This window comes from Kaistia hirudinis (assembly GCF_014196455.1).
In the GTDB taxonomy this organism is placed as follows: domain Bacteria; phylum Pseudomonadota; class Alphaproteobacteria; order Rhizobiales; family Kaistiaceae; genus Kaistia; species Kaistia hirudinis.
In genome coordinates this window covers 723,895-739,351 of record NZ_JACIDS010000002.1, presented here as the reverse complement: position 1 = coordinate 739,351, position 15,457 = coordinate 723,895, and the positions used below count along the sequence as shown (strand labels likewise).

At 67.8% G+C, this 15,457-nt stretch carries 12 protein-coding genes; 6 read left to right on the top strand and 6 right to left on the bottom strand.

Annotation, left to right across the window (positions count from 1 at the left end):
* The first annotated feature begins 53 nt into the window (after positions 1–53).
* Positions 54–1,466 carry a methylmalonyl-CoA mutase family protein gene (locus GGR25_RS08520; RefSeq protein WP_183398313.1) on the top strand — a complete coding sequence of 471 codons (1,413 nt, stop codon included), beginning with the start codon at positions 54–56 and terminating at the stop codon, positions 1,464–1,466.
* A complete protein-coding gene (gene scpA / locus GGR25_RS08515) occupies positions 1,463–3,616 on the top strand; it encodes a methylmalonyl-CoA mutase (RefSeq protein ID WP_183398312.1) in 2,154 nt (717 codons plus the stop codon). Before GGR25_RS08520 ends, scpA begins: the two co-directional genes overlap by 4 nt.
* A 155-nt stretch (positions 3,617–3,771) precedes the next feature.
* Here scpA and GGR25_RS08510 read toward each other — a convergent pair whose 3' ends face one another.
* On the bottom strand, positions 3,772–4,344 hold the full coding sequence (locus tag GGR25_RS08510) for a fasciclin domain-containing protein (protein ID WP_183398311.1): 573 nt from the start codon (positions 4,342–4,344) through the stop codon (positions 3,772–3,774).
* 364 nt (positions 4,345–4,708) lie between these two features.
* Between GGR25_RS08510 and GGR25_RS08505 the strand changes: the two genes are divergently transcribed.
* Positions 4,709–5,887: an aminotransferase gene (locus tag GGR25_RS08505; RefSeq protein WP_183398310.1), complete on the top strand. Its 1,179-nt coding sequence runs from the start codon at positions 4,709–4,711 to the stop codon at positions 5,885–5,887.
* Positions 5,888–5,950: 63 nt separating this feature from the next.
* Here the strand turns inward: GGR25_RS08505 and GGR25_RS08500 are convergent, their stop codons facing one another.
* The 3 genes from GGR25_RS08500 to GGR25_RS08490 form a co-directional block, all read right to left on the bottom strand.
* On the bottom strand, positions 5,951–7,462 hold the full coding sequence (locus tag GGR25_RS08500) for a sensor histidine kinase (RefSeq protein WP_183398309.1): 1,512 nt from the start codon (positions 7,460–7,462) through the stop codon (positions 5,951–5,953).
* A 106-nt stretch (positions 7,463–7,568) separates the two neighbouring features.
* Positions 7,569–8,246 carry an anti-sigma factor gene (locus tag GGR25_RS08495; RefSeq protein ID WP_183398308.1) on the bottom strand — a complete coding sequence of 226 codons (678 nt, stop codon included), beginning with the start codon at positions 8,244–8,246 and terminating at the stop codon, positions 7,569–7,571.
* On the bottom strand, positions 8,236–8,805 hold the full coding sequence (locus GGR25_RS08490) for a sigma-70 family RNA polymerase sigma factor (protein ID WP_246409364.1): 570 nt from the start codon (positions 8,803–8,805) through the stop codon (positions 8,236–8,238). Before GGR25_RS08490 ends, GGR25_RS08495 begins: the two co-directional genes overlap by 11 nt.
* Before the next feature lie 139 nt (positions 8,806–8,944).
* Here GGR25_RS08490 and GGR25_RS08485 point away from each other — a divergent pair, with 139 nt between their 5' ends.
* Positions 8,945–10,750 carry an ABC-F family ATP-binding cassette domain-containing protein gene (locus GGR25_RS08485; RefSeq protein WP_183398307.1) on the top strand — a complete coding sequence of 602 codons (1,806 nt, stop codon included), beginning with the start codon at positions 8,945–8,947 and terminating at the stop codon, positions 10,748–10,750.
* Positions 10,751–10,759: 9 nt separating this feature from the next.
* Here GGR25_RS08485 and GGR25_RS08480 read toward each other — a convergent pair whose 3' ends face one another.
* On the bottom strand, positions 10,760–11,659 hold the full coding sequence (locus GGR25_RS08480) for a LysR substrate-binding domain-containing protein (protein WP_183398306.1): 900 nt from the start codon (positions 11,657–11,659) through the stop codon (positions 10,760–10,762).
* Between the two features lie 79 nt (positions 11,660–11,738).
* On the opposite strand from GGR25_RS08480, the gene GGR25_RS08475 reads away from it, so the two are divergent.
* Positions 11,739–12,911 carry an MFS transporter gene (locus GGR25_RS08475; RefSeq protein ID WP_183398305.1) on the top strand — a complete coding sequence of 391 codons (1,173 nt, stop codon included), beginning with the start codon at positions 11,739–11,741 and terminating at the stop codon, positions 12,909–12,911.
* A gap of 4 nt (positions 12,912–12,915) precedes the next feature.
* Here the strand turns inward: GGR25_RS08475 and GGR25_RS08470 are convergent, their stop codons facing one another.
* On the bottom strand, positions 12,916–13,962 hold the full coding sequence (locus tag GGR25_RS08470) for a LacI family DNA-binding transcriptional regulator (protein ID WP_183398304.1): 1,047 nt from the start codon (positions 13,960–13,962) through the stop codon (positions 12,916–12,918).
* Between the two features lie 207 nt (positions 13,963–14,169).
* Between GGR25_RS08470 and GGR25_RS08465 the strand changes: the two genes are divergently transcribed.
* Entirely contained in the window at positions 14,170–15,405 is a 1,236-nt protein-coding gene (locus GGR25_RS08465) for an ABC transporter substrate-binding protein (protein ID WP_183398303.1), read from the top strand.
* Positions 15,406–15,457: the final 52 nt, after the last annotated feature.

Genomic DNA, 15,457 nt, shown 5'->3' with positions numbered 1-15,457 from the left:
GCGGCGCCACCGTGTCGCGGGTTCGGGAGAATCCCGCGGGTCGCGTGACGCCGATGACACATGCAGGACATGCCGCCGCGGCGGCAGAAGCCGAAGCCGGATGGCGCCGCCTTGTCGAAAAGGGGCTGCGTGGGCGTCCGTTCTCGGATCTCGTGTCGAACACAGCCGAGGGTTTCGCGATCGATCCCCTCACCCCGCCCGCTGCGCCTGTCAGCGCATTCGATCGGCCCGCGACGCCCTGGATGCGGCTGCAGCGCATCGATCACCCCGATGCCGGACGGTCCGCCGCCCTCTCGCTCGAAGCGCTGAACGGCGGCGCCGACGGTCTCGCTCTGGTCTTTAGCGATGCGCCGGGCGCGCGCGGCTTCGGCATAGCCGCCGACGATCTTTCGGATCTTCTCCGCGATGTCGTCATCGACGCCTGCCCGATCCGCCTCGAAACCGGCATAGACGGCGCCGACATCGCGGCACGCTTCGCCGCGGAGACGGAGGCCAGGCGGATCGATCCGGCGCTGATGCAGCTTTCCTTCGGCATCGATCCGCTTTCGGCATATGCCGCGTGCGGTCAGGATTTCGATCGTTGGCCGCAGACACGCGCGGCGATCGGCGCGCTCGTCGCCCGGCTCGCCACGAAGCGCTTTCGCGGCCCCTTCCTCGCCGCCGATGGGCGACGCGCGCATGAGGCCGGCGCGGATGTGGCGAGCGAACTCGCCTTCGTCGCGGCGGCCTATGTCGCCTATCTCCGCCTGCTCGCCGAGGCCGGCCTCGGCGATGACGTCACGGGCGCGGCAATCGAGGCGGTGCTCGCGGCCGACAGCGACCAGTTCATGACGATCGCCAAGTTCCGCGCCGCGCGGCTGATGCTGCGGCGGATCCGGAGCGCGTCGGGCCTCACGGCCGGCCCAATCCGCATCCATGGCGAGACGAGCTGGCGCATGACGACGCGGCGCGATCCCTATTCCAACCTGATCCGCGCTGCGATCGCCGCCTTCGCGGCTGGCGCCGGCGGCGCCGACAGCCTCGCGGTGCTGCCGTTCACCGCGCCGTTCGGGCTCGCCGGAGCGGTGCCGCGGCGCCTCGCGCTCGACACGCAGTCGATCCTGCTCGAAGAGGCGAACCTCTATCGGGTCGTCGATCCCTCAGCTGGATCGGGCAGCATCGAGGCGCTGACGGAGGATCTTGCCGCCGAGGCCTGGCGACGCTTCCAGGCCATCGAGGCGGAGGGGGGACTGGCCGCGTCGCTCAGGGCCGGAGCACTGCAGGGACGGATCGCCACCGAGCGGGCCGCGCGCCTCGCCGCAATCGCCGACGGCGTGGTCGCGATCGTCGGCACCAACATCTTTCCCGCGCCGGCATCGCTGCCGCCCGACATCGAGGCGCCCTTCCCCGCGTCGCAGGCGGAGGAGCCCGCCTTCGCCCTGCCCTCGATCCGGCTCAGCCAGGCGGCTGAAAGCGAGGCCGCATGAGCGCGATCCCCGATTTCTCGACCCTGCCCTTCGCCATCGAAACCGCTGCAGCGGACGAGCCCGGCGAGGCTTGGCAGACGGCGGAAGGCATCGCGGTCAAGGCCACCTATGGCGCGCAGGATCGCGACGGGCTCGACTTTCCGTGGAGCTATCCCGGCCTACCGCCTTTCGTGCGCGGCCCCTATCCGACCATGTATGTCCAGCAGCCCTGGACGATCCGGCAATATGCCGGCTTCTCGACGGCGGAGGAATCGAACGCCTTCTACCGGCGCAATCTCGCCGCCGGGCAGATGGGGCTTTCCATCGCCTTCGATCTCGCCACGCATCGCGGCTATGACAGCGATCATCCGCGCGTCGCCGGCGATGTCGGCATGGCCGGCGTGGCGATCGATTCGATCCTCGACATGCGCCAGCTCTTCGACGGCATCCCGCTCGACAAGATGAGCGTATCGATGACGATGAACGGCGCGGTGCTGCCGATCCTCGCGCTCTATATCGTCGCGGCCGAGGAACAGGGCGTGATGCCCGAGCAGCTTTCCGGGACCATCCAGAACGACATCCTCAAGGAGTTCATGGTCCGCAACACCTATATCTATCCGCCCGAGCCATCGATGCGGATCGTCGCGGACATCTTCGCCTTCACCTCGGCGCATATGCCGAAGTTCAATTCGATTTCGGTGTCCGGCTACCACATGCAGGAGGCCGGCGCGACGGCCGACCTTGAGCTCGCCTATACGCTCGCCGACGGGCTCGACTATATCCGCACGGGCGTGGCGGCCGGGCTCGATGTCGATGCCTTCGCGCCGCGGATCTCCTTCTTTTGGGCGGTCGGCATGAACTTCTTCATGGAGGTCGCCAAGCTGCGCGCCGGCCGCCTGCTCTGGTCGAAGCTCGTCGCCGAGAAATTCGCGCCGAAGAGCGACAAGTCACTCTCGCTGCGCACGCATTGCCAGACGTCGGGCTGGTCGCTGACGGCGCAGGGCGTGTTCAACAATGTGATCCGCACCGCCATCGAGGCGATGGCGGCGACGCAGGGCGGCACGCAGTCGCTGCACACCAACGCCTTCGACGAAGCGCTGGCGCTGCCGACGGATTTCTCCGCCCGCATCGCTCGCAACACGCAGCTGATCCTGGAGAAGGAAAGCGGCACCACGCGCTTCATCGACCCCTGGGGCGGCTCGTGCTTCGTCGAGCGGCTCACCGCCGATCTCGCGGCGCGTGCCCTCGCCCATATCGAGGAGGTCGAGACGCTGGGCGGCATGGCCAAGGCGATCGAGGCGGGCATACCGAAGCTGCGCATCGAGGAGGCCGCGACGCGCACGCAGGCCTGGATCGACAGCGGCAAACAGACCGTGGTCGGCGTCAATCGCTACCGTGTCGCGGGCGAGCCGCCCGTCGAGGTGCTGAAGATCGACAATTCAGCTGTGCGCGCCGCGCAGATCGCCAAGCTGGAACAGCTGCGGCGCGAGCGTGACGAAACAGCGACGCGTGCTGCGCTCGATGCGCTCGCGGAAGGAGCGCGCGGCAAGGCCAATCTGCTGGCGCTCGCCGTCGATTGCGCGCGCGCCAAGGCCACGGTCGGGGAAATGAGCGCGGCGCTTGAAACGGCGTTCGGCCGTCATCATGCCCGCGTCGAGGCGGTGCATGGCGTCTATGCGCGCGAGAGCCGCGACAGCGACGCGATCGCGCGCCTCAAGGCAATGACGGAAGCCTTTGCCGATAATGAAGGCCGGCGGCCCAAGATCATGGTCGCCAAGATGGGCCAGGACGGTCACGACCGCGGCCAGAAGGTCGTCTCGTCGGCGCTCGGCGATCTCGGCTTCGACGTCGAGATCGGTGAACTCTTCCAGACGCCTGAGGAAGCAGCCCGCGAGGCGATCGCGCAGGGTGCGCATATCGTCGGCGTCTCGTCGCTGGCCGCCGGGCATCTGACCCTGGTGCCGGCGCTGCGCGACGCGCTCGCCTCGTCAGGGCGGAGCGATATCATGATCGTGGTCGGCGGCGTGATCCCGCCGCAGGATTTCGATGCGCTGCGCGAAGCTGGCGCCGAAGCCATCTTCCCGCCGGGCACCGTCATCCCCGAAGCCGCCGAGCAACTCATCGAAGCGCTCAATCGCCGCCTTGGCTTCGTGCAGAAGCCGGCGGCCTGAGCGCATTCTACAAAGGGACGCCGCCCCGGCAATTCGGGGGCGGGACCGGGACGGCGCCGCCGACGCGCGGCCCACGGGGCCGCGCGCGACCGGAAGACCTTGCGAAAAAAGCGGCCCGGAGACCGGGCCGCTCGCATCCGGTCAGCCGGATTGCATCAGCCGGGCAGAAGCACGGTGTCGATGACGTGGACCACGCCGTTCGACTGCTCGACATTCGGGATCGTGACCTTGGACTTGCCGCCCTTCGCATCCATGATCCAGACGTTCTTGCCCTTGACCATGAAGGTCAGCGACTCACCATTGACGGTCTTGAACTCGGCCTTGCCGCCGCCCTTCTTCACCGCGGCGACGATGTCGGCAGCCGACACATGGCCGGGCAGCACGTGATAGGTCAGGATCGCGGTCAGCGTCTTCTTGTTGGCGGGCTGAACCAGCGTCTCGACCGTGCCCTTGGGCAGCTTGGCGAAAGCGGCGTTGGTCGGCGCGAAGACGGTGAACGGACCGGGGCCGGACAGGGTCTCGACGAGACCGGCCGCCTTGACCGCGGCGACGAGCGTCGTCAGGTCCTTGGCGGTGGAAGCGTTCTCGACGATGGTCTTGTTCGGATACATCGGCGCGCCGCCGACCATCACGGTCTTGGCGAAGGAAGGGCTGGTCACGGCGACCGTGCCGGTGACGGCGATCGCGGCGATCGCCGCAGCCCGGATAGCATTCGAAAAGGCGCTCATATTTTTCTTCTCCCGAATTTCGATCGGCGATAAAATACCCCGATCGCATCCATCGTCATTCCGGAGCAGATCGGATGACCGACGCCAGAATGTCCGTTTCTCATGATCTAAGTCGTCTTTTTCTTATTCGACGACATCTTGCTGCATATGGATTTCGGCCTCTTCGGAACTCCCGAATTCGCCGATCACATGAGCTTATACGGAGGCCGATGCAGAGCGGTTTCATGCCGGATCAAAATGACCGATCACGAGCGCGTGATCGGACCGGGAGAATTTCGTTCTGCGGGATAAGCCGGCACTAGGACAGGATTGCTTGCGCGGCAAATTTCACGGACCTATGGTCCGCCACTCCGCGGAGCTTTCCATGAAGACGACCAATCCCGTCTATACGGGCCTGCCGACGACGATCTTCGAAGTCATGTCGCGTCTCGCGATCGAGCATGGCTCGATCAATCTCGGCCAGGGCTTCCCCGATGTCGACGGTCCGGAGGATCTCCGCCGTCTGGCCGCCGACGCGCTCGTCGCGGGCCCGAACCAGTACCCGCCGATGATGGGCCTGCCCGAGCTGCGCGCGGCCGTCGCGGATGTGGATCGTCGTTTCTACGGTCTCGATCTCGACTGGAAGCGCGAGATCCTGGTTACCTCCGGCGCGACCGAAGCGCTCTCCGACATCATCACGGCACTGATCGAGCCCGGCGATGAGGTCGTGCTGATCGAGCCGCTCTATGACTGCTATCTGCCGCTCGTGCGCCGCGCCGGCGGCATTCCGCGGCTGGTGCGCCTGACGCCGCCGGAGTGGAAACTCGACGTCGCCGCGCTCGAAGCCGCGTTTTCGGACAAGACCAAGGCCATCCTGCTCAACAACCCGATGAACCCGGCCGCCAAGGTGTTCAGCCGGGAGGAACTGGCGGCGATCGCCGAGCTTTGCGTGCGCTTCGATGCCTATGCGATCTGCGACGAGGTCTATGAGCATATCCGCTTCGACGGCCGCGGCCATATCCCGCTCATGACCCTGCCGGGCATGCGCGAGCGCGCCATTCGCATCGGCTCGGCCGGCAAGACCTTCTCCTTCACGGGCTGGAAGGTCGGCTATGTCGCCGCGGCGCCGGCCCTGCTCGATCCGATCGCCAAGGCCCATCAGTTCACGACCTTCACGACGCCGCCGCATCTGCAGAAGGCCGTTGCGGCCGGTCTCGCCAAGGACGATGCCTATTATGCGGAGCTGTCCGGCGCGTTGGCGGCCAAGCGCGACCGGCTCGCCGCCGGGCTGGAGCGGCTCGGTTTCGGCGTCGTGCCCTGCGGGGGCACCTATTTCGTATCCGCCGACGTCGCCCCGCTCGGTCTCGGCGCCAATGATGTCGAGCTTTGCCGCCGCATGACGGTCGAAGCCGGCGTCACCGCAGTTCCGGTCTCGGCCTTCTATGCCGAGAACGGCCCATCGCATTTCGTCCGCTTCTGCTTTTCCAAGCGCGACGAGATCCTCGACGAGGCGCTGAACCGGCTCGGCACGTGGATCGAAGGTCTGCGCCGCGCCGTCGCGTGACGCATCGAAGCCTGATCGCTCGATGACAAAGGCTGCGGCCGTTCGGCCGCGGCGCTCTGGTCGCTATCGGATCACGCGCTCCATCGGGATCAACATCACCACATGCAGGCCACTCTCCTGCCAGTGGAATTCGATCTCGCCGCCCAGTTGCCCGGCGATGCTCATGCTGGCGAGGCGGCTGCCGAACCCCTGATGCGGCGGCGGGCCGGAGATTGGCGGGCCACCGGCCTCGATCCAGTCGAGACGCAGGCTCGTGCCCGCCTGGCGCCCGCGGATCGTCAGCGTGCCATCCGCCACCGAGAGCGACCCATATTTGGTCGAATTGGTCGCGAGTTCGTGCAGCACCAGCGCAAGGCTCGTTGCAGCCACGACGCCGACCTCGATCTCCGGCGCCTCGATGACCAGCTGGTCGCTCCGCACCAGATGGGGCGCCAGGATCGCCTGGAAGAGATCGACGAATGTCGTCTGCTCGACCTCGTCCAGTTCGGCGGTGATGGCGGGGCGGATCAGCTGATGCGCCGCCGCGAGCGCGACCAGACGGCCCCGCAGCACATTGGCCATCTCATCGACGCTGTGCACCGAACGTGCGGTCATGGTGACCATGCCGCCGATGATCGCGAAGGTGTTTTTGATCCGGTGATGCAGTTCGCGGACGAGCAGCCGGCGCTTCTCGTCCGAGACACGCCGATCGGTCACGTCGACCGCGGCACCGGAGACACGGACGACCCGCCCGGACGCATCGCGAAAGCCCGTGCCGCGAACCATGACCCAGCGGATCGAGCCGTCGGCATGGAGAAGGCGATGTTCGAGCGCGATGTCGACGCCATCCGCGACCGCCGCCTCCACATGCGCCTCGACATCGTCCCGGTCGGCGGGGTGGATCGCCGCCATGAATTCCGACCGCGGCACGCCATGGCGCGCCCGCTCCGCATTGACCGAATAGAACTCCGCAAAGCGCTCGTCGGTGAACATGTTGCCGGTTTCGAGATGCCAGTCCCAGATGCCGATGACGCCCGCCGCATTCAGCGCATGCGACAGGCGCTCGCGGTTCTGCTCCGCCTCGGCCTCCGCGAAGTGGCGACGCGTGGTCTCGTGCACGATCGCCAGCACCCCGGCCGGCTTGCCCGCTTCGTCGAAGACCGGGCTATAGTCGAGGTCGAGCCACACATCCTCGGCGACGCCGTTGCGCATCAGGACGAGATGCTGGTCCTCGAAGGCGAGCGACTCGCCCCGAAAGCCCGATTCGAGAACGTGGCGGTTGAAGCTCGCGACCTCCGGCCAGCCTTCAAGGACCTTCGAACCCATAATCGACGGATGGCGGCGTCCGGCGATCTCGGCATAGCCGGCATTGTAGAACATGACGCCGTCTTCGCCCCAAAGCAGCGTGATCGGCAAATTCGACGACAGCATGAAAGAAATCATCGAGCACAGGCATGGCGGCCATGTCTCGATCGCGCCGACCGGCGTCGTGTCCCAGCGATGGGCAGCGATGATGCGAGCGATCTCGCCGCCGCGCGACAGGAACGCCGGAAGCTCCGACATGACGCCGTCGCCGGTTTGGGCTGTTTCACGCATTACCATCTCTGAGCTACGCCACCCAGCCCTGCCGACATCCCGTTCCTCCCCACAACGATCTCGCGCCATTCGGGTTGCGACCGCAAGATCGAACGCCGGATCGCATTCATTCCGCCGGCAGCAGTGTTCCCGTGAAGACAACCGGCCCCGTGGCCTTCCCGGTCGGAGATCCGCCCTTCGGCTCGACCGAAATCGCCAGCAGTTCACCCGGCTTCAGCGCCACGTTCAGCGGCTTCAAATCCGAAATCGCGTCGGCCGTGCCGAGCGATACGGTGGGGCCCGAGGCGGGCACCTGCCAGAGCTCGAAGCTGCGATCGGACGGCGGCGCATGGCCGACACGGCGCAGACGGATCGTCCGCGCCTCCGTGTCGACCGAGGCGACGAAGGCCGGCTCGCCGCCCTGTCCGCCCAGGATCGCCACATAGCTGGCGCCGGGCTCCGGCTCGCCCTGGCGCTCGCCGATGATCACGATGGCAAGGATCGAGGCGGCGAAGAGCGCCGCGGCCGTGGCGAAACGCCAGCGGCGCACCGAGCGCCTCAGACGGACCACACGATCGCCGAGCTCGGCGCTGAGCCGGGAGGCAAGACCGGACCAGGCGGTCGCCGGCGGCTCCGTCTCCCCGGCGAGGTCGGCCAGAGGCTGCAGGCGCTCGGCCCATTTCGCGACGGCGGCGGCGAGGACCGGCTCGCGATGCATCCGCGCCTCGACCTCGTTCCGCTCGGATGCGTCGAGCGTCCCGAGGACATATTCCCCCGCCAGACCCTCCAATTCGTCATCCGCCACCGAGGCACTCCTTCAAGGACATCAGACTGCGCCGCAACAAGGTCTTCACCGTCGCCACCGGGCGGTCGAACCGGCGCGACAGTTCCTCCCGGCTCCAGCCATAGCAATAGGCGAGCAGCACCATGCCGCGCCGGTCGGCCTCCATCCCGTCGATGCAGCGCCGAAGCTCGCGCGAGGCGAGCACGTCCGACACGACCTCCGGCGCCGCCAGCCGATCGGCGAGAAGCTCGTCGATCGCCACCGCCGTCGACGCGATCCGCTCGCTGCTGCGGCGGATGTTGTCGATCGCCGTGTGCCGCGCGATCGTGGTCATCCACGTCATCGGCGACGCCAGCGCCGGATCGAAACGGTCGGCATGGTCCCAGATCCGCAGGAACGCCTCCTGCAAGGCTTCCTCCGCCGCGGCCTCGCTGACGGTGATACGGCGGATCACCGCGAAGAGTTTCGCTGACGAGCGCTCATAGAGACGGCGGAACGCGGCTTCCTTGCGCTGGGCCACATCCGCCAGCAGCGCGGCGAGTTCCCGCGCCCGCATGTCCGCATCGGCCTTCTCAGCCAAGCCGTCCTCCCAGAGCCATTCAAGGCAAGATAGGGCAGTTGCCCGCCTTGGGCCATTGCCCACGCGACACAGGCCTCGCCCGCGAGAAAGCGTCGCCGCGGCGCTTGCCCGCGCCGTTGCGGCAGCCTAAACCCGCGCCATGGCACCACCGCTTCTCCTGCTGCAGGATATCCGCCTCACCTTCGGCGGCCGTCCGCTCATCGAAAACGCCTCCCTCGCCGTCTCGGCCGGCGAGCGGCTCTGTCTCGTCGGGCGCAACGGCTCCGGCAAGTCGACGCTGCTCAAGATCGCCGAGGGGCTGGTCGAGCCCGATTCGGGCAAGCGTTTCCTGCAGCCGGGGACCACGGTGCGCTACCTGCCGCAGGAGCCGGACCTTTCCGCCTTCGCGACCACGCGCGCCTATGTCGAGGACGGCCTCGGACCGGGCGACGATCCGCACCGCGCGACCATGCTGCTCGAAGCGCTCGGCCTGACGGGCGAGGAGACGCCGGACCGGCTTTCCGGCGGCGAGACGCGCCGCGCCGCGCTCGCCAAGGCGCTGGCGCCCGAGCCGGACGTGCTGCTGCTCGACGAGCCGACCAACCATCTCGACCTGCCGGCGATCGAATGGCTCGAAGAGACGCTGCGCACCATGCGCTCGGCGCTCGTCCTGATCTCGCATGACCGCCGCTTCCTGGAGCGGCTGTCGCGCGCGACCGTCTGGCTCGACCGTGGCCAGACGCGCCGGCTCGACAAGGGCTTCGCCGAGTTCGAGACCTGGCGCGACGCCATCCTCCACGAGGAGGAGAAGGAGCGCGAGCGTCTCGACCGCAAGATCTCGCAGGAACTCGACTGGGTCCGCTACGGTGTCACGGCACGGCGCAAGCGCAATATGGGGCGCCTGCGCAAGCTCGAGGGCCTGCGCACCGAAAAGCGCGAGCAGCGGCGGCAGGTCGGCGAGGTCAAGTTCGGCGCCAGCGTGGGCGACGTCTCGGGCAAGTCGGTCGTCGAGGCGATCGGGATCTCCAAGGCGTTCGGCGAGCGCGAGATCGTGCGTGATTTCTCGACTCGGATTCAGCGCGGCGACCGCGTCGCGCTTGTCGGCGCAAACGGCGCCGGCAAGACGACGCTGCTCAGCCTTCTGACCGGCGTGCTCGCGCCCGATAGCGGCCGCATCAAGCTCGGCACGAATATCGAGATGGTGACGCTCGACCAGCGGCGCGACAGCCTCGATCCGATGATGACGCTCTCTGATGCACTGACCGACGGGCGCGGCGACACGGTAATCGTCAATGGCGAGGCGCGGCACGTGATCGGCTATATGCGCGACTTCCTCTTCCAGCCCGAACAGGCCCGCGCGCCGATCAGCGCGCTTTCGGGCGGCGAGCGCGGACGTCTGATGCTGGCGCGGGCTCTCGCCAAGCCCTCGAACCTCCTCGTCCTCGACGAGCCGACCAACGATCTCGATCTCGAAACGCTCGACCTGCTCGAGGAACTGCTCGACGACTATACGGGTACGATCCTGCTCGTCAGCCACGACCGCGACTTCCTCGATCGCGTGGCGACCTCGGTGATCGTCTCCGAGGGCGACGGGCGCTGGACCGATTATGCCGGCGGCTATAGCGACATGCTGGCCCAGCGCGGCGCCACGGCACCGGCCCGCACGGTGACCAAGGCCGATCGCAAGGACGAGCCGAAGGCAGCCGCCGCCCCGCGCGCGCCCGCCAAAGCCAAGCTCTCCTTCAAGCAGAAGCATGCGCTGGAGACGCTGCCGGCGCGGATCGAGAAGTTGGATGCCGAGATCGCCAAGCTCGCGGCAACGCTCGCCGAGCCGGACCTCTACACCCGTGATCGCAAGCGCTTCGACGCCGCCTCCGCCCGCCTCGCCGCGGCGCAGGCCGAGCACGGGGCCGCGGAGGAGGAATGGCTCGAACTCGAAATGCTGCGCGAATCGATCGAAGGCTGAGCCTTCGCGTCAGTTGGCCGCCGCGAAGGCCTCGACGGCGCCGAGAAGCCAGTCCCTGAACGCCTTGACGCTTCGCTGCGCCATGCGGTCGGGCCGGGCGACGAGGAAATAGGCGTCGGCGGTCGGTGCCGTATTCGCCAGCACGCGGACGAGACGGCCGGCGGCGAGTTCGTCGGCAGCATAGATGTCGCGCACCACCGCAAGGCCCTGCCCCGCGATCGCGGCGCGGATCAGAAGTGCGTCATCGGCGAAGATGGACCCGCCGCGCCAGCGCGGCGACGCCCCCGCGCCCGACGCCTCGGCCCATTGGCTCCAATCTCTGCGGTTGCGATCCTGCAGCAGCGGATGCGCCAGACAATCGGCCGGACGCCGGACCGGCGGGCCCTCCGCGAGGCGTCTCGGGCTCGCGACGACGACGAGATGCGGGTCGAACAGGCGGAGGCTCACAAGGCCCGGATAGTCGCCGCCGCCATGGCGGATCGCGAGATCCGCCTCGCCGCCATGCAGATCGGCAAGCCCCACGCCGGCCAGCAACCTGACCTCGATATCCGGATGAACAGCCGCGAAGGCGCCGAGGCGCGGTGCGAGCCAGGTCGCCGCAAAGGACGGCGTGGTCGTAACGGTCAGGAGGTTGGTCCGCCCCGGCCGCCCGCCATAGGGCCGCAACGCATCCTCGATCTGCCGAAAGCCCGGATCGAGCGCCGCAAACAGCCGCTCGCCCTCGGCCGACAGGCGGACGCCCCTATGCAAGCGTTCAAGCAGGACCACGCCGAGCCGCAGTTCGAGCGCCCTCACCTGCTGGCTGACGGCGCCGGGCGTGACGCCAAGCGCGGCGGCAGCATCCTTGACGCCGCCGCGCCGGCCGACTTCGACAAAGGCCCGGAGCGCGGGCAGCGGAGGCTGGATCATGATTTCAGTTTAGCGCGGCTAAAGCGAAGCTCAAGACTTCTGGTTTGAACGAGGGTCTGGAACGGCGCACCGCTCTCGCATGACAACCTCGCCCTCGCCGTCTCCCGCCCTGACCCCGTCGCTCGCCCGCCTGCTCGCCTTCGCGGCCGGCGCGGCGGTGGCGAACAGCTATTACAATCAGGCGATGCTCGGGCATATCGCGGGCGATTTCGCCCTGCCGGGCGCCGAGGTCGCGGCGATCGCCGCGCTGACCCAGCTCGGCAATGCGACCGGCGTCCTGCTGCTCGCCCCGCTCGGCGACCGCATCGAACGGCGACGGCTGATCCTGCTGACGCTGGGCGCGCTCGTGGTCGCGCTCGTCATGGCGGCCATCGCGCCGAGCTTCGGCCTGCTGCTGCTCGCGAGCCTCTGCGTCGGGACCTTCGCGACGGTCGCGCAGCAGATCGTGCCACTGGCCGTGCATCTCGCACCCGCGGACCGCAAGGGCAGCGTGCTCGGCACAGTTACCGGCGGAATCCTGACGGGCATCCTGCTGGCACGGACGGCGAGCGGCATCATCTCCGATCTTGCGAGCTGGCGCGTCGTCTTCCTTCTTGCTGCCGGGCTGATGCTGCTCACCGGCGTCCTGCTCGCGCGGCGTCTGCCCAAGGTCACGCCGACGACTTATATCGGCTATGGCGCGCTGATGGCGTCGCTGATCCGCCTCGTTGCGGCGCATCGCGCGCTGCGCCGGGCGACGCTGTCGCAATGCCTGGTCTTCGCCGCCTTCATGGCCTTCTGGTCAAGCATCGCGCTCGAACTGCACTCCGAGCGGTTCGGCCTCGGCTCCACCGCCGTCGGGCTGCTCGCCCTGGTCGGCGCCTCCGGCGCGGTGGCCGCGCCGCTGGCCGGGCGACTGGCGGATCGCGGCGGCGCGGGGCGAGTCGCCATGCTCGGCATGCTGCTGGCGGCACTCGCCTTCGCGCTGCTCGGCGTGAGCGAGGGTTCCATCGTCACCCTGGTCGCCGCGACGCTGATGCTCGACATCGCGGTGCAGACTTCGCAGATCGCGAACCAGAGCGTCGTCTATGCGATCGACCCGGCTGCGCGGAGCCGCCTCAACACGATCTTCATGACGGCGATGCTCGCCTCGGGCGCGATCGGCTCCTCGGCCGGCGCGCTGGCGTGGTCGCATTTCGGCTGGCGCGGCGTCTGCGCCTTCGGCGCCGCCGCGGCGCTCGCCGGAGCGGTGCTGGCCGCGCGCCGAGGCTGAGGGCTCAGATGCGGCGAACGCTCTCCCGCACCACCAGATCGCATTTGAGGCGGACATGCGAGATCGCGACGTCGCCATCCTTGCCGGTCATGCGCCGCAGCAGGTCGCGGGCGGCGAGCGTTCCCAGTTCCGTGCGCGGCTGACGCATGGTGGTGAGCGCGGGATCGTAGTGCACGGCATATTCCGTATCGTCGAAGCCGGCGACCGACACGTCGCCGGGTATGTCGAGCCCCTGATTCTTGAGCGCGCGCATGAAGCCGAACGCCATTTCGTCGGCAGCGGCGAAGACGGCGGTCGGCTTGTCCGCGAGCGCGAAAAAGCGCGGCGCGGCGCGCTCGCCCGACCCGAAATCATAATTGGTGGCGCCGCGCCATAGCAGCGCCGGATCGACGGGGAGGCCCGCCTCGCGCAGCGCATCGCAATAGCCGGCGCTGCGCTCACGCGCTTCGAGGCTCGCATCGGCGCCGGCGATATGGGCGATCCGCCGGTGCCCCTGCCCGATCAGATGGCGCACCATGGCCGCGGCGGCGGCGCGGTTGTCGACGTCGAAGACCGAGAATTCGTCCGTGCCCGGCACCTCCGAGAACATCAGCGAGATCGGCACCGAGCCGGGGATCTGCACGAAGGCCTCGTCGCGCGGGATGTTGCCGGTGACGACGAGGACGCCATCCACCTGGCCGGCGCGGATGACGCGGGCATAATGCGTCTCGCGGCGCGGGCTGTTGCGCGCATAGCCGATCAGCACGCCGTAGCCGGCCTCCGAAAAAACCTCCTCCAGCGCGTTGAGCACGGGGGTGAAAAACGAGTTGCCGATGCCGGGCAGGAGCACCAGCACCATGCGCGTCGACTTGGCCCGGAGCGACCGCGCCGCAGCATTCGGGGTGTATCCGGTCTCCCGGATCGCCGAAAACACAGCCTCGCGCGTCGCCTCCGTGACGCGATCCGGGAGCGCGATGGCGCGACTTACAGTTGCAGTAGAGACTCCGGCTCGCCGCGCAACGTCCTGAATCGTCACGGCTCCCGCCTTCTGCGCGCTCCTGTCCACTGCCATCGTCGTTTCCCCGCCAGCGGCCGTCTTACTCGTCGGTCGCCTGTTCTTTTGCAACGCAAAATAAATTCGCGTTGACAGCCGTTCGAGGAAGCATACAGTAGATGTAATCGATTACAAGTTTTGGAGCCCGAAGCGCCTGGGAGGTCTTCGCGGCTTTCAGGAGGAGGCGGCGCGGCAACTAAGCGCCTGATACTGGGAGGAGTTATCATGAAGCATGTTTCGAAAGCGCTGCTTGGCGCTGCGGCTTCGCTTGCCATCTTGGCAGGCTCGGCCTTTGCCGCCGAGAAGGCGGAGGTCATTCACTGGTGGACCTCGGGCGGTGAATCCGCCGCGGTCAAGGTGTTCGCCGACCAGTTCAACGCCCAGGGCGGCGAGTGGGTCGATGCGGCGATCGCCGGCGGCGAAGCGGCCCGCGCGGCCGGCATCAACCGCATCGTCGGCGGCAACCCGCCGACCGCCATGCAGTTCAACACCGGCAAGCAGTTCGAGGATCTCGTCGCGCAGGGCCTGCTCGGCAGTCTCGACGAAGTCGCCGCGGCCGATGGCTGGGCGAAGTTCCTGTCGCCGGTTCTCGTCAAGGCGGTGAGCCGCGACGGCCACTTCTATGCCGTTCCGGTCAACATCCATTCGAACAACTGGCTCTGGTACAACGCCGACGTCCTGGCGAAGAACGGCATCGAGCCGCCGAAGACCTGGGACGAGCTCTTCGCCGCCCTCGACAAGCTGAAGGCTGCGGGCGTCATCCCGATGGCGCAGTCCGGCGACGCCTGGACCCAGCTCCTGCTCTTCAACGACGTGGTCCTCGGCGTCGGCGGCCGCGATCTGTTCCTGAAGATCTTCCAGGACAACGATATGGAGGCGATCAAGTCGCCCGAGTTCAAGAAGGTCGCCGAGACCTTCGGCAAGCTGCGCGAATATGGCGATGCGGGCCAGCAGGGCCGGCAGTGGAACCAGGCCACGGGCCTCGTCATCGACGGCAAGGCCGGCTTCAACTTCATGGGCGACTGGGCCAAGGGCGAGATCATCGCCGCCGGCCTGACGCCCGGCAAGGAAGTCGGCTGCGTGCCGGGCCTCGGCAACCAGGTCTACTGGATCGGCGGCGACGTCTTCGTGTTCCCGAAGACCGACAATGCCGACGCCCAGAAGGCGCAGAAGCTCCTCGCCCATGTCATGCTTGAGCCGGACACGCAGGTCGCGTTCAACGCCAAGAAGGGCTCCGTGCCCGTGCGCGCCGACGTCGACACGTCGAAGCTCGACGTCTGCGCCCAGGAAGGCCTGAAGCTACTGGCGAAGCCGGACGGCGCCGTGCCGGGCACCGACTTCCTGCAGACGCCGGACACGCTCGGCTCGCTGCAGGACGCGATCGGCCAATTCTGGACCACGCCGTCGCAGACCCCCGACGAGCTCGTCGCCAAGGTCGTCAGCATCTGGGAAAGCAAGTAAGCGCCTGCCCCGCCGGCCCTCGGGCTGGCGGGGCGTCCGCCGATCGCTTTCA

Excerpts from the sequence above, each read along its gene's own strand:
- GGR25_RS08480 (WP_183398306.1), bottom strand. The coding sequence starts at position 11,659 with ATGATCCAGCCTCCGCTGCCCGCGCTCCGGGCCTTTGTCGAAGTCGGC.
- GGR25_RS08500 (WP_183398309.1), bottom strand. The coding sequence starts at position 7,462 with ATGCGTGAAACAGCCCAAACCGGCGACGGCGTCATGTCGGAGCTTCCG.
- GGR25_RS08485 (WP_183398307.1), top strand. The coding sequence starts at position 8,945 with ATGGCACCACCGCTTCTCCTGCTGCAGGATATCCGCCTCACCTTCGGC.
- GGR25_RS08510 (WP_183398311.1), bottom strand. The coding sequence starts at position 4,344 with ATGAGCGCCTTTTCGAATGCTATCCGGGCTGCGGCGATCGCCGCGATC.
- scpA (WP_183398312.1), top strand. The coding sequence starts at position 1,463 with ATGAGCGCGATCCCCGATTTCTCGACCCTGCCCTTCGCCATCGAAACC.
- GGR25_RS08505 (WP_183398310.1), top strand. The coding sequence starts at position 4,709 with ATGAAGACGACCAATCCCGTCTATACGGGCCTGCCGACGACGATCTTC.
- GGR25_RS08465 (WP_183398303.1), top strand. The coding sequence starts at position 14,170 with ATGAAGCATGTTTCGAAAGCGCTGCTTGGCGCTGCGGCTTCGCTTGCC.
- GGR25_RS08520 (WP_183398313.1), top strand. The coding sequence starts at position 54 with ATGACACATGCAGGACATGCCGCCGCGGCGGCAGAAGCCGAAGCCGGA.
- GGR25_RS08475 (WP_183398305.1), top strand. The coding sequence starts at position 11,739 with ATGACAACCTCGCCCTCGCCGTCTCCCGCCCTGACCCCGTCGCTCGCC.
- GGR25_RS08470 (WP_183398304.1), bottom strand. The coding sequence starts at position 13,962 with ATGGCAGTGGACAGGAGCGCGCAGAAGGCGGGAGCCGTGACGATTCAG.